This window comes from Pseudomonas sp. WS 5010 (assembly GCF_012985565.1).
GTDB lineage: Bacteria > Pseudomonadota > Gammaproteobacteria > Pseudomonadales > Pseudomonadaceae > Aquipseudomonas.
This window is the reverse complement of the sequence record NZ_JAAQWQ010000006.1, coordinates 198,060-221,103: the sequence shown is the minus strand read 5'-3', so window position 1 is coordinate 221,103 and position 23,044 is coordinate 198,060. Positions and strand designations below refer to the sequence as shown.

The 23,044-nt window shown below is 62.2% G+C and carries 19 protein-coding genes and 1 riboswitch; of the genes, 13 read left to right on the top strand and 6 right to left on the bottom strand.

Going from position 1 to position 23,044, the window contains the following annotated elements; genetic code table 11:
• Positions 1 to 68: 68 nt before the first annotated feature.
• Entirely contained in the window at positions 69 to 1,508 is a 1,440-nt protein-coding gene (locus HBO11_RS21140; RefSeq protein WP_169952262.1) for a TolC family outer membrane protein, read from the bottom strand.
• 196 nt (positions 1,509 to 1,704) lie between these two features.
• Positions 1,705 to 1,810: riboswitch (TPP riboswitch) on the top strand.
• A 150-nt stretch (positions 1,811 to 1,960) separates the two neighbouring features.
• Here HBO11_RS21140 and thiC point away from each other — a divergent pair.
• Positions 1,961 to 3,850 (top strand): phosphomethylpyrimidine synthase ThiC, encoded by a 1,890-nt coding sequence (gene thiC / locus HBO11_RS21135; RefSeq protein WP_169952260.1) that lies wholly within the window; start codon positions 1,961 to 1,963, stop codon positions 3,848 to 3,850.
• A gap of 130 nt (positions 3,851 to 3,980) precedes the next feature.
• Positions 3,981 to 5,270, top strand: coding sequence for a putative hydroxymethylpyrimidine transporter CytX (gene cytX / locus HBO11_RS21130; protein WP_169952258.1), 1,290 nt, complete (start codon positions 3,981 to 3,983; stop codon positions 5,268 to 5,270).
• On the opposite strand, the gene HBO11_RS21125 is transcribed toward cytX, so the two are convergent.
• Complete coding sequence (locus tag HBO11_RS21125; RefSeq protein ID WP_169952256.1) at positions 5,239 to 5,985, bottom strand: RsiV family protein; 747 nt, start codon at positions 5,983 to 5,985, stop codon at positions 5,239 to 5,241. The genes cytX and HBO11_RS21125 overlap by 32 nt on opposite strands.
• Before the next feature lie 202 nt (positions 5,986 to 6,187).
• Here HBO11_RS21125 and HBO11_RS21120 point away from each other — a divergent pair, with 202 nt between their 5' ends.
• The 9 genes from HBO11_RS21120 (at position 6,188) to HBO11_RS21080 (ending at position 15,593) form a co-directional block, all read left to right on the top strand.
• Positions 6,188 to 6,805 carry an NUDIX domain-containing protein gene (locus tag HBO11_RS21120; protein WP_169952254.1) on the top strand — a complete coding sequence of 206 codons (618 nt, stop codon included), beginning with the start codon at positions 6,188 to 6,190 and terminating at the stop codon, positions 6,803 to 6,805.
• A complete protein-coding gene (locus HBO11_RS21115; RefSeq protein ID WP_169952252.1) occupies positions 6,796 to 7,245 on the top strand; it encodes a DUF1249 domain-containing protein in 450 nt (149 codons plus the stop codon). Before HBO11_RS21120 ends, HBO11_RS21115 begins: the two co-directional genes overlap by 10 nt.
• A gap of 97 nt (positions 7,246 to 7,342) precedes the next feature.
• Entirely contained in the window at positions 7,343 to 8,158 is an 816-nt protein-coding gene (cpdA, locus tag HBO11_RS21110) for a 3',5'-cyclic-AMP phosphodiesterase (protein ID WP_169952250.1), read from the top strand.
• Positions 8,159 to 8,363: 205 nt separating this feature from the next.
• On the top strand, positions 8,364 to 8,972 hold the full coding sequence (locus HBO11_RS21105) for a YqiA/YcfP family alpha/beta fold hydrolase (protein ID WP_169952248.1): 609 nt from the start codon (positions 8,364 to 8,366) through the stop codon (positions 8,970 to 8,972).
• Between the two features lie 44 nt (positions 8,973 to 9,016).
• Positions 9,017 to 10,921, top strand: coding sequence for a DNA topoisomerase IV subunit B (gene parE / locus HBO11_RS21100; RefSeq protein ID WP_169952246.1), 1,905 nt, complete (start codon positions 9,017 to 9,019; stop codon positions 10,919 to 10,921).
• Positions 10,921 to 11,916 carry an esterase-like activity of phytase family protein gene (locus HBO11_RS21095; RefSeq protein WP_169952244.1) on the top strand — a complete coding sequence of 332 codons (996 nt, stop codon included), beginning with the start codon at positions 10,921 to 10,923 and terminating at the stop codon, positions 11,914 to 11,916. The genes parE and HBO11_RS21095 overlap by 1 nt, the downstream gene beginning before the upstream one ends.
• Positions 11,913 to 12,434, top strand: a complete 522-nt coding sequence (locus HBO11_RS21090; RefSeq protein WP_169952241.1) for a TIGR02281 family clan AA aspartic protease — start codon at positions 11,913 to 11,915, stop codon at positions 12,432 to 12,434. The genes HBO11_RS21095 and HBO11_RS21090 overlap by 4 nt, the downstream gene beginning before the upstream one ends.
• A 10-nt stretch (positions 12,435 to 12,444) precedes the next feature.
• The gene (gene parC / locus HBO11_RS21085; RefSeq protein WP_169952239.1) at positions 12,445 to 14,709 is read left to right on the top strand and encodes a DNA topoisomerase IV subunit A; all 2,265 of its coding nucleotides are present in this window, start codon (positions 12,445 to 12,447) and stop codon (positions 14,707 to 14,709) included.
• 176 nt (positions 14,710 to 14,885) lie between these two features.
• Positions 14,886 to 15,593 (top strand): ABC-type transport auxiliary lipoprotein family protein, encoded by a 708-nt coding sequence (locus HBO11_RS21080; RefSeq protein ID WP_029299146.1) that lies wholly within the window; start codon positions 14,886 to 14,888, stop codon positions 15,591 to 15,593.
• A gap of 171 nt (positions 15,594 to 15,764) precedes the next feature.
• On the opposite strand, the gene HBO11_RS21075 is transcribed toward HBO11_RS21080, so the two are convergent.
• Positions 15,765 to 17,294, bottom strand: a complete 1,530-nt coding sequence (locus tag HBO11_RS21075; protein ID WP_169952237.1) for an AhpA/YtjB family protein — start codon at positions 17,292 to 17,294, stop codon at positions 15,765 to 15,767.
• 133 nt (positions 17,295 to 17,427) lie between these two features.
• Here HBO11_RS21075 and serB point away from each other — a divergent pair, with 133 nt between their 5' ends.
• Positions 17,428 to 18,642, top strand: coding sequence for a phosphoserine phosphatase SerB (serB, locus tag HBO11_RS21070; RefSeq protein WP_169952235.1), 1,215 nt, complete (start codon positions 17,428 to 17,430; stop codon positions 18,640 to 18,642).
• Positions 18,643 to 18,739: 97 nt separating this feature from the next.
• Here serB and asd read toward each other — a convergent pair whose 3' ends face one another.
• Genes asd through HBO11_RS21055 form a run of 3 tightly spaced genes read right to left on the bottom strand, consistent with a single transcriptional unit; the run spans position 18,740 to position 22,025 of the window.
• Positions 18,740 to 19,600 carry an archaetidylserine decarboxylase gene (gene asd / locus HBO11_RS21065; protein WP_169952233.1) on the bottom strand — a complete coding sequence of 287 codons (861 nt, stop codon included), beginning with the start codon at positions 19,598 to 19,600 and terminating at the stop codon, positions 18,740 to 18,742.
• A 16-nt stretch (positions 19,601 to 19,616) separates the two neighbouring features.
• On the bottom strand, positions 19,617 to 20,432 hold the full coding sequence (locus tag HBO11_RS21060) for a rhodanese-like domain-containing protein (protein WP_169952231.1): 816 nt from the start codon (positions 20,430 to 20,432) through the stop codon (positions 19,617 to 19,619).
• A gap of 57 nt (positions 20,433 to 20,489) precedes the next feature.
• Entirely contained in the window at positions 20,490 to 22,025 is a 1,536-nt protein-coding gene (locus HBO11_RS21055; protein ID WP_169952229.1) for an HDOD domain-containing protein, read from the bottom strand.
• 166 nt (positions 22,026 to 22,191) lie between these two features.
• Here HBO11_RS21055 and motA point away from each other — a divergent pair, with 166 nt between their 5' ends.
• Positions 22,192 to 23,043, top strand: a complete 852-nt coding sequence (gene motA, locus HBO11_RS21050) for a flagellar motor stator protein MotA (RefSeq protein WP_169952227.1) — start codon at positions 22,192 to 22,194, stop codon at positions 23,041 to 23,043.
• Position 23,044 lies beyond the last annotated feature (1 nt).

Here is a 23,044-nt window from a genome sequence, read left to right as displayed (position 1 = left end):
GTGTTGCAGATAACCCGAGGCGCCTGTATCGCGGGCAAGCCCGTTCCCACATTTGTCATGTGGTGGGTTTAGTTGCTGGGGCGGGCCTTCAGTTGTTCGGCCGCGGCCTTGGCCAGGTCCGGCGGCAGGAAATCCTTGTCCGGGTTGTAGTCAGCCTTCAGGTAGCGCGCCAGGTCCTGCAGATCCCCCGGGTTCAACGTTCCCGCCGCCTGTTTCAAGCGCAGGTTGTCGAGGATGTAGTCATAACGGCTGTTGTTGTAGTTGCGCACCGAGGTGTACAGCTGGCGCTGGGCGTCGAGCACGTCGACGATATTGCGTGTGCCCACCTGGTAACCGATTTCCGTGGCTTCCACTGCGCTCTGGTTGGAGATGATCGACTGGCGGCGTGCCTGCACCTGTTCTACATCGGTGTTCACCGCGCGGTGCAGGTTGCGGGTGTTTTCCACTACCTGGCGGCGCAGGCCTTCGCGTTGCTGTTCGGTCTGGCCCAGGCGCGAATAGGATTCGCGTACCTGGGAGCTGGTGAGGCCGCCGCTGTACAGCGGGATATTCAGGCGCAGGCCGATGGTGCGTTGCTCGACGTCGCCACGATAGGGCTGGCCGAAGGCGTTGGGGTTGCTGAAACCGAGGGCGTCGTTGTCACCTTTTTCGTATTGCGCCACCGCGTCCAGGGTCGGCGCGTGGCCGGCCTTGCGTTGCTTGAGGGTTTCTTCGGCGGCGGTGACCGCATAGTTGCTGGCCAGCAGGTTCAGGTTCTGGCGCCCGGCGGTGTCGACCCAGGCCTTGGCGTCGTTGGGTGCTGGCGGCAAAACGGGCAGGGTATGGACAATGCCCTGGATCGCGTTGTACTGGCGGTTGGTCAGGGTGATCAGCGCTTCAAACGCGTCATCCACCTGGCGCTGGGCGAGGATCCGGTTGGCCCGCGCCGTGTCGTAGCTGGCCTGGGATTGCAGCACGTCGGTCTTGTCCGACAGGCCCACGTCAAAACGCTCGTTGGACTGGTCCAGTTGGCGCTTGAAGGCGGCCTCTTCGGCCTTGGTGGAGGCCAGGTTGTCCTGGGCGCGTAGCACGGCGAAGTAGTTTTCCGCGCTTTGCAGGATCAGTTCCTGCTCGGTGGCCGACAGCTGCAGGGCAGCTTGTTCATTGACCGCTTCGGCAGCTTGCAACTGGAACCAGCGGTCGGCGCGGAACAGCGGCTGGCTCAGGGTTGCGCGCCAGGTGTGGGCGTCGCGATTGGCGGTGGCCGACGGTGTGTCGATCTGGGTGCGCACGTTGTTCACGTCGGCACCGGCCGAGAGGTTGGGCAGCAGGCCGGCGCGGGCCTGGGGCACCACTTCTTTCTGCGCGCCGTACTGGGCGCGGGCGGCGGCTAGGTCGGCGTTGTTGTCCACCGCTTCCTGGTAGACGCTGACCAAGTCGGTTTTGGTCGACAAGGGCGCTTCTGCTGCCCAGACCATTCCATTGGTCGCACAAGACACGGCAAGAGCCAGTGAAAGTTTGCGCAGCATGAGGCGATCCCTAGATAAATATTACGGCGATAATTTAGCGCCCAAGGCTACGACGAGCAATCCATAGCGTCAAGGCGTTGAGACAGTAGGCGAGTGTAGTGGCCACACCCCCGCACAACAATCCTGTAATTGCGCCATTCATCACGCTGAATGCACCGCTATTGGCAATTTGCCTGCTCCATGGTCTAGACTGGCCGCGTTCTTGTCGGGGTGCCTTGCTATGAGGCTGAGATCGGTAAATACCGGATCCCGTTGAACCTGATCAGGTTAGCGCCTGCGTAGGGAACAAGATTTCTCGTCACCCGGCGAGTCCTCTTGTGCTTCGTCCGGGATGTTGTTCGACAATCGAACAGCCCTCGTGCGCCAAGCACAGCACTGCTTCCAGTGCGTCCGTCCGTCACAGGTTCGCTCCGACAAAAATCCACTGCCTGGATGTGTCTGGAGAGCCCGTGATGAGTACAAAACTAAAAAACACCGTGCATTTGAGTGAGTCGGCCAAGGTTGACTCGGGATCCGTGCAGCCGTTTACCCGCTCGCAAAAAGTCTATGTGCAGGGCACTCGCCCGGATATCCGCGTGCCGATGCGCGAAATCAGCCTGGACGTGACCCCCACCGATTTCGGCGGCGAGATCAATGCGCCCGTGGTGGTCTACGACACTTCCGGCCCGTACACCGACCCCAACGTGATCATTGACGTGCGCAAAGGCCTGGGCGATGTGCGCTCGCCGTGGATTGAATCCCGTGGCGACACCGAGCGCCTGCCGGGCCTGAGTTCGCACTTCGGCCAACAGCGCCTGAGCGACGCCGAGCTGACCGCCCTGCGTTTTGCCCATGTGAAAAACCCGCGCCGCGCCAAGGCCGGGGCCAACGTCACGCAGATGCACTACGCACGCCAGGGCATCATTACCGCCGAGATGGAATACGTCGCCATCCGCGAAAACATGAAGCTTGAAGAAGCCCGTGCCAGCGGCCTGCTCGACCAGCAACACGCCGGGCACAGCTTCGGGGCCAGTGTGCCGAAAATCATCACCCCGGAATTTGTACGCGAAGAAATCGCCCGCGGCCGCGCCATCATCCCGGCCAACATCAACCACACCGAACTGGAACCGATGATCATCGGCCGTAACTTCCTGGTGAAGATCAACGGCAACATCGGCAACAGCGCCCTGGGTTCGTCCATCGAAGAAGAAGTGGCGAAACTGACCTGGGGCATTCGCTGGGGCTCGGACACGGTGATGGACCTGTCCACCGGCAAGCACATCCACGAAACCCGCGAGTGGATCATCCGCAACTCGCCGGTACCGATCGGTACCGTGCCGATCTACCAGGCCCTGGAAAAAGTCGGCGGTGCCGCCGAAGACCTGACCTGGGAGCTGTTCCGCGACACCTTGATCGAACAGGCAGAGCAGGGCGTCGATTACTTCACCATCCACGCCGGTGTGTTGCTGCGCTATGTACCGCTGACCGCCAAGCGCGTCACCGGCATCGTGTCCCGTGGCGGCTCGATCATGGCCAAGTGGTGCCTGGCGCACCACAAAGAGAACTTTACCTACACGCATTTCGACGAAATCTGCGAAATCATGAAGGCCTATGACGTCAGCTTCTCCCTCGGCGATGGCCTGCGCCCGGGCTCGATTGCCGACGCCAACGATGCGGCGCAGTTCGGTGAGTTGGAAACCCTCGGCGAGCTGACCAAAATCGCCTGGAAGCACGACGTGCAAACCATGATCGAAGGCCCCGGCCACGTGCCGATGCAGTTGATCAAGGAGAACATGGACAAGCAGCTGGAGTGCTGCGACGAAGCGCCGTTCTACACCCTGGGCCCGCTGACCACCGATATCGCGCCCGGCTACGACCACATCACCTCGGGCATCGGCGCGGCGATGATCGGCTGGTTCGGTTGCGCCATGCTTTGCTACGTCACGCCCAAGGAGCACCTGGGCTTGCCGAACAAGGATGACGTGAAGACCGGGATCATTACCTACAAGATTGCGGCCCACGCGGCGGATTTGGCCAAGGGCCATCCCGGTGCGCAGATCCGCGACAACGCGTTGAGCAAGGCACGGTTCGAGTTCCGCTGGGAAGACCAGTTCAACCTCGGCCTGGACCCGGACACCGCGCGCTCCTATCACGACGAAACCCTGCCCAAGGATTCGGCCAAGGTCGCGCACTTTTGCTCGATGTGCGGGCCGAAATTCTGCTCGATGAAAATCACCCAGGAAGTGCGCGAATACGCGGCCAACCAGCGCATCGAGGCGGTGGACGTGGATGTGGCCAAGGGCCTGGCCGAGCAGGCGCAGCGGTTCAAGCAGGAAGGTAGTCAGCTCTACAAAAAGGTCTGACTTGGGATTGGAGGTGCTTCTACTGGCCTCATCGCGGGCAAGCCCGCTCCCACATTTTTGAATGTGTGGGAGCGGGCTTGCCCGCGATAGCAATCTCCCCAACAACAAATGTCCCTCTGAGATGACACCCTTGAGCATTCAACCGAGTACCTACTCTCCCGACATTGCAGTCCCAATAGACAAACGTGTCTTCGGCGCCCGCGATCTGTTTTCCCTGTGGTTTTCCCTCGGCATCGGCCTGATGGTCCTGCAAACCGGTGCACTGTTGGCGCCGGGGCTTGGCCTGTCGGGGGCGTTGCTGGCCATCTTCCTCGGGACCCTGGTGGGCGTGCTGTTACTGGCCGCCGTAGGGGTGATCGGCAGTGACACCGGCCTGTCGTCCATGGCCGCCCTCAAGTTCAGCCTGGGTGCCAAAGGCGCCAGCCTGCCGGCGCTGTTGAACTTGTTGCAACTGATCGGTTGGGGTTCGTTCGAGATCATCGTCATGCGCGATGCCGCTAGCCTGCTGGGCACCCGCGCCTTCAGTGCAGGCAGCCTGTTGGCCAGCCCGTTGCTCTGGACCGTGTTCTTCGGCGGTCTCGCCACTTTGCTTGCAATCAGCGGCCCGTTGACCTTTGTGCGAAAGATCCTGCGCAAATGGGGAATCTGGCTGCTGCTGGCGGCGTGCCTGTGGCTGACCTGGAACCTGTTCGCCAAGGCTGACCTGGCCGCGCTGTGGGCCCAGGCTGGCGACGGTTCGCTGCCGTTTGCCGTCGGGTTTGATATCGCCATTGCCATGCCGTTGTCCTGGCTGCCGCTGATTGCCGATTACTCACGTTTCGGCCAGCGCGCCACCCGTGTGTTCGGCGGCACGGCCCTGGGCTTTTTTATCGGCAATTTCTGGCTGATGAGCCTGGGCGTGGCCTACACCCTGGCGTTCGCGCCCAGTGGTGAAGTCAATGCGCTGTTGTTGGCGTTGGCCGGGGCTGGCCTGGGGATTCCGCTGCTGCTGATTGTGTTGGATGAGTCAGAAAACGCCTTCGCCGACATCCACTCGGCGGCGGTGTCCAGCGGCATGCTGTTGCGCCTGAAAGTCGAGCACCTGGCGCTGGCGATTGGGCTGGTGTGCACGCTGATCGCCTGCTTTGCGCCCTTGGCCCAGTATCAGAACTTCCTGCTGTTGATCGGCTCGGTATTCGCGCCGCTGTTTGGCGTGGTGCTGGTAGACCACTTCATCCTGCGCCGGCGTGGCCAGGCGCTGGTTGCAAGCCTGCGCTGGCCGGCGCTGCTGGCTTGGTTGGGGGGCATCAGTACCTATCACCTGCTGGCCAATCTGTACCCGGATGTTGGCGCGACCCTGCCGGCACTGGTGCTGGCAGGGCTGCTGCAATTTATCCTCGGGCGCGCCTTCAGCGGCGCACGGGCACCAGCTCAGGCTTGATGATGCCGTCGAGGCGAGCGTAAGGAATCTGCAACTCGACGTGGCCCATGGCGTAGGGCGCGATGGTGGCGGTAGGGTACTTGAGTACTACCGCGCCGTAGGTCAGCGCCACGTTCGGGGTTTTCTGGAAGGGCCAGCTTTTCACGTAGTCCGGCTCCAGGCTCAGGCGGGTGCTGATCAGCCAGCTGTTATGGGCCACCTGGGCGGCTTTCCAGAACGCGTCTTCCTTGCCGGGGCGCAGCATGTCCGCCAGGGTCAGGTTTTTTTGCTGCTGGCGCGAGTAGTTGATGAAGCCGCGGCCAGGTTCGCCATGGGCGCCGCCGGTGTCCAGGTAGCTGGACAGTTCGATGATCACCAAGCCGTCATGCTGCTCCCGTACCTTGGCCTGCAAGTACATGCTGTTGCGCGGGCCGGACTCGCGCAGGAATTTTTCCCGATAGGCGTTCAGTGTGGCTGGCAATGGGGCGCCGGGCGTGGTGCGGGTCATTTCCAGCAGGCGTTGCTCGATCAGCGCATCGAGCTTGGGCTCGTTGGCGAAATGCACGGTATCGATGTTCACCAGTGGGCAGTCGGCGGTGGTGCAGCCGGGTTGCACCACCTCGGAGGCATCGCGGGTGGCTTCCAGCGGTGCACGGTAGCTGGATTGGAACAGGCTCTGGCAAGCGCCGAGGGTCAAGGCAATACAGGCCACGGAGGCGACTTTTAACAGCGACATGGGCGTCCTTCATAAAGCGGAGAAGAGCGAAAGAGATGGGGCTTGGACTATCGGCATCCCAGTCAGTTCGCCACTAAGCTGATTACAGTGAGTTTGACCGCCGCCGCCCGTCCCGGCAACTGCAAAGGGGCTGCACCGAGGCACGCGGGCGCTGTAGGATGGCGCGATGCTCAGACACACACCGTATTAAACGAGGGTTGATATGACCGACAGTGCGAAATCGACGCCGAACAAAATTGAAATCGTTCAGCGCGACAATGCCTACCAGGGCTTCTACAAGCTCGATCGTGTGCAGCTGCGTCACGAGCTGTTCGATGGTGGCATGAGCCCGGTGATCAACCGTGAAGTCTTTGTGCGCCACGATGCCGTGTGTGTACTGCCCTACGACCCGCAGCGCGATGAAGTGGTGTTGATCGAACAGTTTCGCGTGGGTGCCATGGGCCGCACCGACAACCCCTGGCTGGTGGAGATGGTTGCCGGCCTGATCGACAAGGACGAGCAACCGGAGGAGGTTGCACACCGCGAAGCCGAAGAGGAAGCTGGGCTGACCTTCTCGGCGCTGTGGCCGATTACCAAATATTTCCCCTCGCCGGGTGGCAGCACCGAATTCGTCCACCTGTTTTTGGGGCGTTGCGACAGTACCGGTGCCGGCGGTATCCACGGCCTGGCCGAAGAAGCAGAAGATATCCGCGTCACCACCTGGGCATTTGAAGATGCCCTGCAAGCGGTGCGCGACGGTAAGATTTCCAACGCAGCCAGCATTATCGCCCTGCAATGGCTTGCGCTTAATCGCGCGGAAGTGAGGGGGCTATGGCAGTAAAGACACGGGAACGCTACCGGGTCGACCTGATCGGCTTGCAAGCCGCTTGCGAGGCTAACTATGCGCGGCTGATGCGCCTGCTGCCAGACATGCGCCGCACGCCGCAAGCGCGGCGCATTGCCGTGACCCACGGCGACCAGATGCTCGGCGTACTGAACCTGGAAGTCATCCTCACCTGCCCGTACACCAGCACCCTGCGCGTGCGCCAGGAGCACAGCCTGCCATGGCTGCCGGTGCCGCAGCTGGAAGTGCAGGTGTATCACGATGCGCGGATGGCCGAAGTGGTCAGCGCCGAACATGCGCGGCGCTTTCGCAGCATCTATCCTTACCCCAATGTGTTCATGCACCAGCCCGATGAAAAAGCACAGCTCAATGTGTTCCTCGGTGAATGGTTGAGTCATTGCCTGGCCTTGGGCCATGAGTTTGAAGTCGTGCGCTAGAGGTGAACTGCGTACGCTTCACCGGTTTCCTCTTTGTGCCCTGCCCCAGCATAATTGCGCCCATTGTCCATTTTTGTGATCGCCCTGGGAGAACGCCTTGCCGAGCGTATCCACCGTGAACCCTGATGCGCCGGCGTTGCTGGTGCAACTGTCCGACAGCCACCTGTTTGCCGAGGCCGACGGCACGCTGCTGGGCATGAACACCCGTGACAGCCTGCAACGGGTGATCGAGCTGGTTCGGGCCCAGCAACCGCAGATTGATTTGCTGCTGGCCACCGGTGACTTGTCTCAGGACGGTACGCTTGCGTCGTACCAGCAGTTTCGCGACCTGAGCCAGCAGCTTGGCGTCCCGGCGCGCTGGATTCCGGGCAACCACGATGAGCCGCAGGTCATGGCCCAGGCGACCATGGGCAGCGCACTGCTGGAACCGGTGGTGGATGTGGGCAACTGGCGGGTGATTTTGCTGGACTCCGCCGTGCCGGGCTCGGTGCCGGGTTATCTCGCCGAGCCGCAACTGCAATTGCTGGCGCAAGCCTTGAGCGAAGCGCCGGGCCGTCATCATCTGGTGTGCTTCCATCATCACCCGGTGCCCATTGGCTGCCCGTGGATGGAACCGATTGGCCTGCGCAACCCCGAGGCGCTGTTCGCCGTGCTCGATCGCTTCCCCCAGGTGCGGGCGGTGCTGTGGGGGCATGTGCACCAGGAAATCGACCGCGAACGCCATGGCGTGCGCTTGCTGGCGTCGCCGTCGACCTGCATCCAGTTCGCCCCCGGCAGTGAGGATTTCAAGGTCAGTGAAGAGGCGCCAGGCTATCGTTGGCTGCGTCTGCATCCGGATGGACGGCTGGAAACTGGGGTAGAGCGGGTCAAAGACTTCACCTTTACCGTGGATTACGGCAGCAACGGCTACTAAACCTGCAAACACACATCAAAATGTAGGAGCGGGCTTGCCCGCGATTGCGGTGGGTCAGCCAACAAATCTATCACTGATATAGCGCCATCGCGGGCAAGCCCGCTCCCACACCCCTGGCAGACCGCGTTCGGCAGTAACCCTGCTCACACTGCGTCATTCCCTGTAAACTGCGCCCCTTTGGCCGATAACGCACGGAGAGCCCGGCATGTCCGCTTCGATCTTGTATATCCACGGTTTCAACAGCGCGCCAGCCTCGACCAAGGCCAGCTTGCTGATGGGCGTGATGGACAGTCTCGGTCTGGCCGACCAACTGCGGGTGCCGGCCTTGCATCACCACCCACGCCAGGCGATTGCCCAGCTGGAGCAGGCGATCGGCGAGCTGGGGCGGCCGCTGCTGGTCGGCAGCTCACTCGGCGGCTACTATGCAACCCATCTTGCCGAACGCCATGGCCTCAAGGCGCTGCTGGTCAACCCGGCGGTCAGCCCCCATCGCATGTTCGACGGTTACCTGGGCACCCAGAAGAACCTCTATACCGATGAAACCTGGGAACTGACCCACGATCACGTCGCGGCCCTGGCTGAGCTTGAGGTTGCGGCGCCCCAGGATGCCCAGCGCTATCAGGTGTGGTTGCAGACCGGGGACGAAACACTGGATTATCGCCTCGCCGAGCAGTATTACCGGGCCTGTGCCTTGCGTATCCAGGCTGGCGGCGACCACGGTTACCAGGGTTTTGGCCGACAGTTGCCGGCGCTGTTGAGTTTTGCCGGCATTGGCGCAGATCAGTACCAATCCTTCGATTTCACCGCATTGTGAAACCGCAGGTTACTTTTTAATCGAACGACTCACGACGAGACCCCATGGCCACTCCCAGCGCTAGCTCTTATAACGCCGACGCCATCGAAGTCCTCTCGGGCCTCGACCCGGTGCGCAAACGCCCCGGCATGTACACCGACACCAGTCGGCCGAACCACCTTGCCCAGGAAGTCATCGACAACAGCGTCGACGAAGCCTTGGCCGGGCACGCCAAGTCGGTCCAGGTCATTTTGCACGCCGACCACTCCCTGGAAGTGTCCGACGACGGGCGCGGCATGCCGGTGGACATTCACCCCGAGGAAGGGGTTTCGGGTGTCGAGCTGATCCTCACCAAGCTCCATGCCGGCGGCAAGTTCTCCAACAAGAACTACCAGTTCTCCGGTGGCTTGCACGGTGTGGGTATTTCCGTGGTCAACGCCTTGTCCACGCAGGTGCGGGTCAAGGTCAAGCGCGACGGCAACGAATACCAGATGACCTTCGCCGATGGCTACAAGGCCACCGAGCTGGAAGTGGTCGGCACCGTCGGCAAGCGCAACACCGGGACCAGCGTGTACTTTGCGCCGGATCCGAAATACTTCGATTCCCCGAAATTTTCCATCAGCCGCCTCAAGCACGTACTCAAGGCCAAGGCCGTGTTGTGCCCGGGCTTGCTGGTCAGTTTTGAAGACAAAGGCACCGGCGAAAAGGTCGAGTGGCACTACGAAGACGGCCTGCGCTCCTACCTCGAAGACTCGGTCAGCGACTTCGAACGCCTGCCCAACGAGCCGTTCTGCGGCAGCCTGGCCGGTAACAAGGAGGCGGTGGACTGGGCCTTGCTGTGGTTGCCCGAGGGTGGCGACAGCGTTCAGGAAAGCTACGTCAACCTGATCCCCACCGCCCAGGGCGGTACCCACGTCAACGGTCTGCGCCAGGGCCTGCTGGATGCGATGCGTGAATTCTGCGAATACCGCAGCCTGCTACCGCGCGGCGTGAAGCTGGCGCCGGAAGACGTCTGGGAGCGCATCGCCTTTGTGCTGTCGATGAAGATGCAGGAGCCGCAATTCTCCGGCCAGACCAAGGAACGCCTGTCGTCCCGCGAGGCCGCGGCGTTTGTCTCGGGTGTGGTCAAGGACGCGTTCAGCCTGTGGCTCAATGAACATCCGGAGCTGGGCCTGGCCCTGGCGGAACTGGCGATCAACAACGCCGGCCGTCGCCTCAAGGCCAGCAAAAAGGTCGAGCGCAAGCGCATCACCCAGGGCCCGGCATTGCCCGGCAAGCTGGCGGACTGCGCCGGCCAGGACCCGATGCGCTCCGAACTGTTCCTGGTGGAGGGTGATTCCGCCGGCGGTTCGGCCAAGCAGGCACGGGACAAGGAGTTCCAGGCGATCCTGCCGCTGCGCGGCAAGATCCTCAATACCTGGGAAGTCGATGGCAGCGAAGTGCTGGCCAGCCAGGAAGTGCACAACATCGCCGTGGCCATTGGCGTCGATCCAGGCGCCGAGGACATGAGCCAGCTGCGCTACGGCAAAATCTGCATCCTCGCCGACGCCGACTCCGACGGCTTGCACATCGCAACCTTGCTCTGTGCCTTGTTCGTCCAGCATTTCCGCCCGCTGGTGGATGCCGGTCACGTCTATGTGGCGATGCCGCCGCTGTACCGCATCGACCTGGGCAAAGAGATTTTCTACGCCCTGGACGAAGCCGAGCGCGACGGCATCCTCGACCGCCTGGTAGCCGAGAAGAAGCGCGGCAAACCGCAGGTCACCCGATTCAAGGGCCTGGGTGAAATGAACCCGCCGCAACTGCGCGAAACCACCATGGACCCGAACACTCGGCGCCTGGTGCAGTTGACCCTGGAAGACTACGCCGCCACCTCGGAAATGATGGACATGTTGCTGGCCAAGAAACGCGCTGGCGACCGCAAGGCCTGGCTGGAGTCCAAAGGCAACCTGGCCGAGGTATTGGGCTGATGCGCAGCGGTTTCGCCCTGGCGATTCTGTTGTTGAGCGGGTTGGCAGCTACCCAGGCAGTTGCCCAGCCTGCGGTCGAGCTCAAGTTGCTGTCCGAACACCCGGTAGACGGCATGCGCGGCGGCAACCTGTCGGGCCTGGCGTTGTGTGGCAAGGAGTTGTGGACGGTCTCTGACCGCGACGACGACCAGATCTACCGCCTCGACACCCGCGCCGACACCTGGCAGGCCGAGACGGTAAAGCTCGACGTGCCACCAGTGCCCGAGTCGGGCCTGCCGTGGGGCTTGCGCGCGCGCACCACGGCAGCGTCGGTGATACGCGGCGGCGACCTGGATTTTGAAGGCATCAGCTGTGACGCCGCAGGTAATCGCTACATCGTCAGCGAAGCCCATGCGGCAGTGCTGCAGGTGCCGGCAAGCGGTGATCCAGAGTGGCTGAAAATTGCCCCTGGCATGGTTCGCGAAGCGCGGGCCAGTGGTTTGCTGCTGCACTTCAATGCATTGTTTGAAGGCCTGGCGATCAACCCCGAGGGCAATCAGATCTGGCTGGCGGCCGAGCGCGAGCGGCGTGGGCTGATCTCGATCAAGCGCGGGCAAAGCGTTTGGGATTGTGATGGCCCATGCGTACTGTTGAGCGAAGCCGGCCAGGAAATGCAGCCGGCGCAGTTTCCGGGGGCCAGGGCGGTGTCCAAGGATTTTGCCGACCTGGCGCTGTTCAACGGCAAGCTGTTTACCCTGGAGCGCAACGCGTTCCAGATCTGCCGGCGCGACAGCGTGACGGCCAAGGTCGAGTTGTGCTGGTCGTACGCCGATGAGGCCCTGCTGCCAAATCGGCGCTACCCCCAGAGTTACGGGCTGGCGGAAGCGCTGCTGATTGACGCTGACGGTGCCTGGGTTGGCATCGACAATAATTTCGGCGCCCGGGCCGATGGTGAAAAACGCCCGATGGTCTATCGTTTTGCCGCCCCGGCCGGTGGCTGGAGCGCCCAGCCGTGAGCACGCAACCGCCCGGCAAGCGCGCTGGACGCCTATTGATGTTCGTGGCCTGGGGCGCGGGGCTGTTTTTGGCAACACGGTTTTTTGGGCAATGGGAGGCGCGGCAGGAAAACCCCAACGCCGTGGTCACCTCGCAGCAACACGCGGGTTATATAGAAGTGAAACTGGTCGGCAACGGCCAGGGGCATTTTGTCGCCACTGGCCAGATCAACGGCCAGCCGGTGGATTTCATGCTCGACACCGGTGCCACCGATGTGGCGGTGCCGGCCGAGTTGGCCGAGCGCCTGGGGCTCAAGCGCGGTTTGCCGGTGACCTTGAGCACCGCCAACGGCCGTAGCCAGGGCTATCGCACCCACCTCGACCGCCTGCAGTTGGGCGATATCGTCCTGCAGGACGTACGCGCTCTGGTGGCGCCGGGCCTGGGTGGCGAGCAAGTGCTGTTGGGCATGAGCGCATTGAAACAACTTGAATTTACCCAGCGTGGCGGCACCTTGCTGCTGCGCCAGACCAGACAATGATGAGGCCCGCATGAGTGACATCCTCGCAGACAGCTTAGACGGCGTAGAACGCCGGTCGCTGGCTGACTTCACCGAAAATGCCTACCTCAACTACTCCATGTACGTGATCATGGACCGTGCCTTGCCGCATATCGGCGACGGCCTGAAACCGGTACAGCGGCGCATTATCTACGCCATGAGTGAGTTGGGCCTGGACGCGGACTCCAAGCACAAGAAGTCGGCGCGTACCGTCGGTGACGTGCTCGGCAAGTTCCACCCCCACGGCGACTCGGCGTGCTATGAAGCCATGGTGCTGATGGCCCAGCCGTTCAGCTACCGCTACACCCTGGTCGATGGCCAGGGCAACTGGGGTGCGCCGGATGATCCCAAGTCGTTCGCCGCCATGCGTTACACCGAGGCGCGGCTGTCGCGATACTCCGAAGTGCTGCTCAGCGAGCTGGGCCAGGGCACGGCAGACTGGGGCCCGAACTTCGACGGCACCCTCGACGAGCCTCTGGTCTTGCCGGCGCGCCTGCCCAATATCCTGCTTAACGGTACCACCGGCATCGCCGTGGGCATGGCCACCGACGTACCGCCACACAACCTGCGTGAAGTCGCCACCGCCTGCGTACGCCTGCTCGATGAGCCCAAGGCCACGGTCGAGCAGCTGTGCGAGCATATCCAGGGTCCGGACTACCCGACCGAAGCGGAAATCATCACGCCGCGTGCCGACCTGCTGAAAATGTACGAGACCGGCAAGGGCTCGGTGCGCATGCGCGCGGTGTACCACGTCGAAGATGGCGACATCATCGTCACCGCCTTGCCGCACCAGGTCTCCGGCGCCAAGGTGCTGGAACAGATTGCCGCGCTGATGCAGGCCAAGCCGTCGAAGCTGCCGCAAGTCGCGGACTTGCGTGACGAGTCCGACCACGAGAACCCTTGCCGCATCGTGATCATCCCGACCAATAGCCGGGTCGACCACGAAGTGTTGATGCAGCATCTGTTTGCCAGTACCGAGCTGGAATCCAGCTACCGGGTCAACGTCAACATCATCGGCCTGGACGGCAAGCCGCAGCTGAAAAACCTGCGCAACCTGCTGGTGGAGTGGCTGGAGTTCCGGGTCAATACCGTGCGCCGCCGCCTGCAGTTCCGCCTGGACAAGGTCGAGCGCCGCCTGCATCTGTTGGACGGCTTGCTGATTGCCTACCTCAACCTGGATGAAGTGATCCACATCATCCGCACCGCCGAGCACCCGAAGGCCGAGTTGATCGCGCGTTTTGAACTGAGCGAGATCCAGGCCGACTACATCCTCGATACCCGTCTGCGCCAGTTGGCGCGCCTGGAAGAGATGAAGCTGCGCGACGAGCAGGACGCGTTGCTCAAGGAACAAGCCAAGCTGCAAGCGCTGCTGGGTAGCGAAGCCAAGCTCAAGAAGCTGGTGCGCAGCGAACTGATCAAAGATGCCGAAACCTATGGCGACGACCGCCGCTCGCCGATTGTCGAGCGCGCCGAAGCCAAGGCCCTGACTGAAACCGAGCTGTTGCCCAACGAGAAAATTACCGTCGTTCTGTCGGAAAAGGGTTGGGTTCGTTCTGCCAAGGGGCATGATATTGATGCCACTGGCTTGTCGTACAAGGCGGGCGATGGGTTCAAGACCGCCGCAGCCGGGCGTTCCAACCAGTTCGCCGTGTTTATCGACTCCACCGGGCGCAGTTATTCGGTGCCGGCCCATACTTTGCCGTCTGCACGGGGCCAGGGCGAACCGCTGACCGGCCGCCTGACGCCGCCGCCAGGGGCAAGTTTTGAATGTGTATTGCTGCCCGATGATGACTCGCTGTACGTGATCGCCTCCGACGCCGGCTACGGTTTTGTGGTCAAGGGTGAGGACTTGCAGGCCAAGAACAAGGCGGGCAAGGCCCTGCTGAGCCTGCCGAACAACGCCAAGGTGATCCTGCCGCGCCCGGTCGAGGACCGCGAGGGCAATTGGCTGGCATCGGTGACCACCGAAGGGCGCTTGCTGGTGTTCAAGATCAGCGACCTGCCGCAACTGGGCAAGGGCAAGGGCAACAAGATCATTGGTATCCCAGGGGAGCGGGTGGCCAGTCGCGAAGAGTACGTGACCGACATCGCGGTGATCCCGGAAGGCTCGACCCTGGTGCTGCAGGCCGGTAAACGCACGTTGTCCCTGCGTCCTGACGACCTTGAGCACTACAAGGGCGAACGTGGACGCCGCGGGAACAAATTGCCCCGTGGCTTCCAGCGGGTAGATGCATTGCTGGTAGAAACACCCGCTTAAAGCGATATAGAGCGCCCGATCTACGATTTAACGCGTAGATCGGCGCTTTCGCGCTGGAGTCATGGCGCATATTCACGGATGATATGGCCTTTCCAGCGCCGGCGTGGCTGAGCGCGTATAGGTTATTTTTAGTATTACATTGTGGTTTGCCTTGTGGCAGCCACCTGGATGGGATGATGACTGCTCCACGCCTTCCTTTATTTTTGATGCTCGCCGGCCTTTTGGGGTTGGCGGGTTGCACTACGCACCAACCGGTGTCGCTGTACCAGCTGGATAGCGGAAATCCGGCGCAGCCAGCGCAAAGTGCTGGCATGGCGGTCTTGCTCGGGCCGGTAGTGGTTGCCGATTACCTGCAACGTGAAACCCTGCTGCAACGCCAGGACGATGGCAGCCTGCAAGGCTCCATCGACGGCCGTTGGGCCGGTAGCCTGTCGTCGGATATCAACCAGTTGATGTTGCGTCAGGTGGCTGGCCACTTGGACAGCCAGCGTGTGGTGCTGTCGCCGGCGCCTACAAGCTTCTCCCCCGATGTGCAGGTATTGCTGACCATCACGCGCCTGGACTCCGGGGCTTCCCAGCCGGCGATCCTTGACGCGCAATGGCGCCTGATCGACCGCCGCGGCCAGGTGCGGGACAACCGCATCGTGCATCTGCAGGAGCAACATGCCGGCAGCACCGCTTCACAGGTCCAGGCCCAGGGTGTGTTGTTGCAGCGTTTGGCTGAGCAGTTGTCGGTAGCCCTCAAGCCGCTGGCCAACCAGCCACCGATTGCCGAAGCCCCACGCAAACAGGCCCCGGCCCCGGCCAAGCCGGCAGCTCCGGAAAAGCCAAAGATCCCGATGGCTTCGCCGATTCGTACGGATATGGAAGTGTTCAGGTTCTGACCTGGATCGCAGCCAAATAAAAGGCCCGCTGAGTAAGCGGGCCTTTTTGTTTGGTGCAGATCAAATGTGGGAGCGGGCTTGCCCGTGATAGCGCAGTGTCAGTTGACACTTGATTGACTGATCCAGCGCCATCGCGGGCAAGCCCGCTCCTACACAAGCCCGCAGTGTTGTTTAGGGCTTGTTCCGAGTCTCATGCATCCGCGCCAGCTGGCGCTCCAGCATCGACGGGTAAGGCTCCATCAAGCGCTCTACACAGCACGCGCCTTCAGGGCTGGCAATCGGGCGGATACGCGCGCGTTGGCGGATCAAGGCGTCGTCGCTGATCTTGCGCTCCACCAGCAGCAGGTTGCGGCTGTGTTGCGACAAGGCCAGGGCATCCTGGGCGTTTTCGGTCAGCAACAGGTCGATCTGGCTCATGCCATATAGATCGTCGCCCAAGGTCAGGCCCAGTTGCAGTTGCAGGGTGATGCCGCTGTCAGCGACTTCGATCTGCAAGGCATGGCCCAGGGCGCGCAGCAGCTCACCGCAGCAGATGGCGTTGGTCAAATAATCTTCGCCGCTGTCTTCGCTGTGGAACAGCATCAGCGTGCTGCCATCGTTGAGGGTGTGCAGCTCGCTCTGGTACAGCGACGCCGCCTGGTCAAGGCAGTCGCGGTAGCGTTCCAGCAACTCGGTCAGGCGTGCCCGTGGCAGGCGGCGCAATTGCTCCTGGGCGCCCAGTTGCACGGCCAATACCGCGCTGTGCTGGGGCTGGCTGTTCGCAGGTTTGGGCGCGACCACCGGGCTTGGTGCCGACTCGTCACGCAGGTCGGCAAACGGGTCGTCTTCGTCCAGGCTGTCTTCGTCGGCCTTGATGAGGGTGCGCGGTAGCGGCTTGAGGCCTGCCACCGGCGCCGACTCGTCGAAGCTCGGGTCGCGCAGGTTGCGCACTTCGAACTCGGGCTCGTCGTCATAGTCGGTGTCGTCGAACTCTGGCTCAGACTCAGGCTTGGCTTCGGGTACGACCGGCTCCGGGGCAAAGCTGGTGTGCAACTGGCGGGCAAGGTCGCCGATCTCATCCTGGCGGTCGGTGGCCGGAGTGTGTTCGTCGATGTCGCGCAACCAGATGCGCAGTTGCATCAGGGGCGTGGAGATATGCCGGCCCAGACGCAGGCTCAAGGCCAGGGCCAGGGCCAGCAGGATCGCGCTGAGGATGCCCATGCTTTGCAGGCTGATGGTCATCGGCTGCTGGAACTGTTGCATGTCCAGGCTGATGCGCAATTGGCCGGCTTTCACATCCTGAAACGTGATATTGCTCTGGTACAAGCCTTCGGCTTCACCCAACAGGCCGTTTTTCGGGCGTTGCCCGGCTTCGGCCATGATCCGGTTGTCCACGCTGTAGATGGCGGCGTGGGCCACCAGCGGGTTCTTGGTCAGGTTGTTGAGCAGCACGTTGAGGCTGAGGATGTCATTGGACACCAACAGCTCGGTCGCCGAGGTGGCGGTCTGGGTCGTCAAGCTCTCGCCCAGGGCGTCGGCTTGCTCGTGCATGGCCTGTTTGAACTGCAAACCCATCACGCACGCGTAGATCACCAGGGCCAGGGCGACCAGGATCACGTTATGGCTGGCAATGCGTAATGCGATCGGTACACGGCGGTGGCGCAGTGCCCGGAAGATCAGCAGGAAGAAGTTATCGGTTTTTACTGGCGTGGGCCGGTTCACTTGCGCTCGGCTCTTGGTCCGTGAAGTTGACGCGCAGTATAGCGACAGGCCCAAGACCGGCAAAGCGCTGGCTGTGCCCGATGGTCACTGAAAGTGGGTAGAATGCGGTTTTTTTCCAGCTCGGGGGTGCGCTTTGCGCGAAATTGTCCTGATTAACATCACAGGTGAGGACCGTCCGGGTCTTACCGCAGCCATCACCGGTGTCCTGGCCCAGGGTGGCGTGACCATTCTGGACATCGGCCAGGCCGTGATCCACGACACCCTGTCGTTCGGCATTCTGGTGGAGATTCCAGATACCGAGCAGGCTTCGTCCGTGCTCAAGGACATCCTGTTTACGGCCTATAAGCTGGATCAGCAGGTGCGGTTCACTCCGGTATCCGAAGAGGATTACCAGCACTGGGTGGCCGGCCAAGGCAAGAAACGCCACATCGTCACGCTGCTGACGCGCAAGGTCACCGCCGAACAGTTGCAGCGGGTCAGCTCGATCACCGCGCAATACGGCTTGAACATCGACCATATCGACCGTCTGTCGGGTCGTATGCCGCTGGACATGCCGGCGGACCAGGGCAAGGGCTGTATCGAGTTCTCTGTGCGCGGTGAGCCGGCCGATCCACAGGCCTTGCGCGCCGAGTTCCTTAGCGTCGCCCAGGAACTGAACGTGGATATCGCCTTCCAGGAAGACTCGCTGTTCCGTCGCAATCGCCGCCTGGCGGTGTTCGACATGGACTCGACCCTGATTGAAGCCGAAGTCATCGACGAGTTGGCCAAGGCTGCGGGCGTTGGCGAGCAAGTTTCCCAGATCACTGAACGCGCGATGGCGGGAGAGCTGGACTTTCGCGCCAGCTTCAAGGAGCGCCTGGCGCTGCTCAAGGGCCTGGACGTCAGCGTCCTCGACTCTATCGGCGCCTCCCTGCGCTTGACCGAAGGTGCCGAAACCCTGTTCGCCGAACTCAAGCGCCTGGGCTACAAGACAGCGATCCTTTCGGGCGGCTTTACCTACTTCGCCAAGCAATTGCAGGCCAAGCTGGGCATCGACTATGTGTTCGCCAACGAGCTGGAAGTGGTGGATGGCAAGGTGACGGGCGTGGCGGTCGAGCCGATTGTCGACGCGCAGCGCAAAGCTGATCTGCTACGGGAGCTGGCACACAAGGAAGGTTTACGTCTGGAGCAGACCATTGCGGTCGGCGACGGCGCCAATGACCTGCCGATGCTGGCTATCGCCGGGTTGGGCGTGGCGTTCCGTGCCAAGCCGTTGGTCAAGCAGTCGGCCAAGCAGGCGATTTCGACGTTGGGGTTGGACGGTGTGCTGTATCTGTTGGGCCTGCGCGACCGCGACGGGCAGCTGTAAGCCGAGATCAAAATGTAGGAGCTGGCTTGCCAGCGATAGCGGTGTTGGATTCACCACCGTCATCGCCGGCAAGCCGGCTCCTACAATGAAGGCTGCATCAGGCTTTTGGCAGCGCGATACCCTGGCCCATCTGCACCGGCGTTCCCGCCACCAGTTCTTCAGCCCACTGCACCTGATCCGGCCCAAACAGCACGATAGCGGTCGAACCCAGCTTGAAGCGCCCCAGTTCCGCACCTTTTTCCAGGTGGATCGGTGCACGGGCGGCTTCGTCGTAGCGCACGGTTTTCAGCTCGCGCTTGGGCGGCGTCACCAGCCCGGCCCATACGGTTTCAATCGACGCCACAATCATCGCGCCCACCAATACCACGGCCATCGGGCCGCGTTCGGTATCGAACAGGCAGACAACACGCTCGTTACGCGCAAACAGTTCCGGCACGTTTTCGGCGGTGGTCTGGTTGACCGAGAAAATCCGCCCAGGCACGTAGACCATTTCCCGCAGGGTGCCGGCCAGTGGCATGTGCACGCGGTGGTAGTCCTTCGGCGACAGGTAGATGGTGGCAAAGTCGCCGCCCATGAACGGTGCGGCAACGGCGGCGTCGCCACCGAGCAACTCCAGCACGCTGAAACTGTGGCCCTTGGCCTGGAACACACGACCGTGCTCGATCGGGCCGAGCTGGCTGACGGCGCCGTCTGCCGGGCTCAACACCGCGCCCGGGGTTGGGTCCAGTGGGCGCGCGCCGTCCTTCAGGGCACGGGTGAAGAAGGCGTTGAAGTGCTCGTAGGCGGTCACGTCTTCAACCAGCGCCTGGGACATATCCACCTGGTAGCGCTTGGCGAACCAGGTGGTGAAGGCATTCTTGAACCAGCGCACACGGCATTCGGCGATGCAGCCGGCCAGGCGCGACAGCAGGTGGTGGGGCAGCAGGTACTGGCTGAGGATAAACAAACGCTTTTTCATGAAGTGTCCTTAAACCTTAAATCTCGACGGGGGTGTCGGGGTGGTTGCCCCATTCGCCCCAGGAACCGGCATAACCTTTGACTCGCGGATAACCGAGCGCCTTGGCCACCAGGTAGGTGAAGCCAGAACGGTGGTGAGTCTGGCAGTGGGTAATGATTTCTTTGTCTTTGCTCAGGCCCAGGCCTTCGAGGATCTGCGGCATGTCGCGGCGGATTCGCAGGTTGCGCGCCTTGTCCATGCCCGCCGTCCATTCGAAGTTGACTGCGCCGGGAATATGTCCGCCCTTGGCGGCGAGGACTTTCTCTCCCGAATATTCCAGCGGCCCGCGTGCATCCCAGATGCCCAGGTCGGCAGCGCCGAGGCGGCTTTGCAGGTATTCGCGGGTGGCGGTGGGCTCGTCGTGCAGGGTCAGGCTGACCGGCCCACCCACGGCGGCGGTTGCCTCGGTGGACACCGGGTGCTGCTCATCCAGCCACGCCAGCAGGCCGCCATCGAGGTAGTGATACTTTTTGTGGCCGATCACGTCGAGCAGCCAGATAAAGCGCCCGGCCCAGCCGCCGCCTTCGTCGTCGTACACCACGTAGGTGGCGTCCGGAGTGTGGCCCAGTTCGCCGAACAGCTTCTCCAGGTCGGCCTTGGCCGGCAGCAGCCCCGGTGCCGGAGGCTGGCCCAGTTGGGTGCGTTTGGGATCAACAAAGTGCGCGCCGGGGATATGCCCCTGGGCATAACGGGCGGCGCTGGTGAGGTCCACCAGAATCAACGGCTCGGCGGCGAGGCGGCCAAGCAGGTCGCTGGGCTCGATCACCAGCGGCAAGCCAGAAAAGTCAGGCATGTGAGGTCTCCCGGGCACTAGGTTGGGCGATAAAAGAGGGCGATTGTAACGCAAGCATCAGGTGGTGCGGTTGGTAAAGCAGTGCAGGGCTTTCTCGATGCATTGGGCGGTTTTACCGAAGGCCTGCACGGTGGTTTCGGAGAACGGCCCGCCACCCTGGTCGGCCACCATCAGCATCACCACCCGGCCGTTACAGCTCAGGGAGCGCAACAGCAGGTGCTCGCCGACAAACAGGCGACGCAATGAGGTCGGCAGCAGTGCCGCGAATTGCGCGTGATTGTCCGGGTTAAGGCGCACCTGCGCAGACTTCTCCAGCAGGCGTTGCAGCAGCGTGCTTTGTGCGGTTTCAAGGCTCAGGTTGGCGGCGTCCTTGGGCAGGCCATCGACCTGATGCACGCGTAGCGTGGTCAAGGCCTTGTCGGCCATCAGCAACATGACGCGCTGCATGCCACTGGCCACCAGGGCCTCCTTGGCACAGGTGGTCAGGTGCATGGCGTTGGCGAAGCGGCTGGGCTCCACCAACAGTTCGCTGCAGCGCTTGCGCCAGACCGCCAGGGATTCGGCGGTGGGCGGCGGTGCTGGCAGCAGGCCGCGATGCACCCGCTGCACATGCCACGGCCAGATCAGTGCCAACGCTGGGTGCCAGAGACCGGCGGTCAAGGTATGGCGGGCGCTGATGGCTGCCTGCTGGTGCACCTGTTGCTGCACATCGGCCAGCGGTTGTTGCAGGTACAGTGCGGTGAGGTACTGCCAGCGCTGGGTGTGCGGGCAGGTCCAGGACTCCTGCGCTGCCAGCGCCATGCCATTGGCCAGCAGCACGGTGTTGGCCGGCTGGTTCAGCCAGCGCCGCAGCGCTGGGTCGTCATCGAGTTTTTGCTGCTGGCTCAAGGGCGCTTCATCGCGGGCGATGTGCAGGGCCTTGACCAGCAAGCGTTGTTCCTTGAGCAGCAGTTGGTAGCCCTGGGACACCCAGATCGGCAAGCGCCAGGCCTCGGTCAGCCCCAGGCACAGTTCCAGCAGGCGCACGCCGAACAGTTCCTGCTCGACCTTGCGTGCCGATTGGCCCTTGTGGATCACCCGCAGTTCCCATTCTTCCAAAAGCTTTGGGTAGGCCACGGCCATCGGCCACAGCGGCGAGAGAAACAGCAGGCTGCCCCAATGAATGTCCTGCCACAGGCGCGCCAGGCGGCTGGCGAACAGGCCATTGGCTTGTTGCGAGGCGTGCTGGCTGATCAGTTGCAGTTGACGCAGGGCCACGGGGATTTTATTGAGCGGCACCGACGGCAGGCGCACGAGCAGTTCTTCGGTGCGCTTGAGGCCGAGGCGGTTGATTGCCACTTCAAGGTTTTCTGCCGGCTCTGCCAGGCTGCCGTGGGCCTGGTTGTTGGCTTCGCGCATGACGCTCAGGACCAGCGCCGGGCTGTCTTGCATCAGCTCCGCAATATCTCGCAACGAACGGCGGCTGTCGCCGATGGCCTTGCACACCGCAACGTGGCTCGCTTGCGGGACGGGCAGGCACACCTCGTCCAGACGCTTGATCCAGCCAGCCAGGGAGTTGGGTTTTGCAGTTGGGACTGTCGTTTCGTTTGCCATGATTGGGGCGCGATCATCACTTGCGGTCAACACGCCCGGAGTGGGCCGAACTGGCTTTTCGCCTTAACGGGCTATAGTCTGGCGCAGTTTTGCCGATAAGTAGAAGAAGAGTTTTTAGATCTTCCGAATATGTCCATGAACCCGACGGCGCAAGTACTCATCCCCTATGGCTAAAATTATCGGCATCATCGTCGTCATCGCAAGCGTGCTCGGCGGATACGTTCTGTCCCACGGTAAAATTGCTGCGCTGATCCAGCCCTTCGAAGTGCTGATCATCGGCGGTGCGGCGTTTGGCGCTTTCCTGCAGGCTAACCCAGGCTACATGACCATGCACGTGGTCAAAAAGTCGCTGGGCATGTTCAGCTCGCGCTTTTCCCACACGTTCTATCTGGAAGTGCTGGGCCTGGTCTACGAGATCCTCAACAAGAGCCGCCGCGAAGGCATGATGGCCATTGAGGCGGATATCGAGGACGCTGCAGCGAGCCCGATTTTCGCCAAGTACCCGGCCGTGCTCAAGGATGAGCGCATGACCGCCTACATCTGCGACTACCTGCGCATCATGTCCTCCGGCAACATGGCCCCGCACGAGCTGGAAGGTCTGTTCGACATGGAGCTGTTCAGCTTGAAAGAAGAGCTGGAGCACCCGTCCCACGCCGTGACCGGCATCGCCGACGGCATGCCCGGTTTCGGTATTGTCGCGGCGGTACTGGGTATCGTGGTGACTATGGCGTCCCTGGGCGAGGGCGACCAGGCGGCCATCGGTATGCACGTAGGCGCGGCGCTGGTGGGGACCTTCTTCGGTATTCTCGCGGCCTATGGTTTCTTTGGTCCACTGGCCACCTCCCTGGCCCACGATGCCAAGGAAGAGCTGAATATCTACGAAGCGATCAAGGCGTCGCTGGTGGCTTCGGCTTCCGGTATGCCGCCGTCCCTGGCCGTGGAATTCGGGCGCAAGGTGCTGTATCCGAAGCACCGCCCGAGCTTTGCCGAGCTGGAACAAGCAGTTCGCGGTCGCTAAG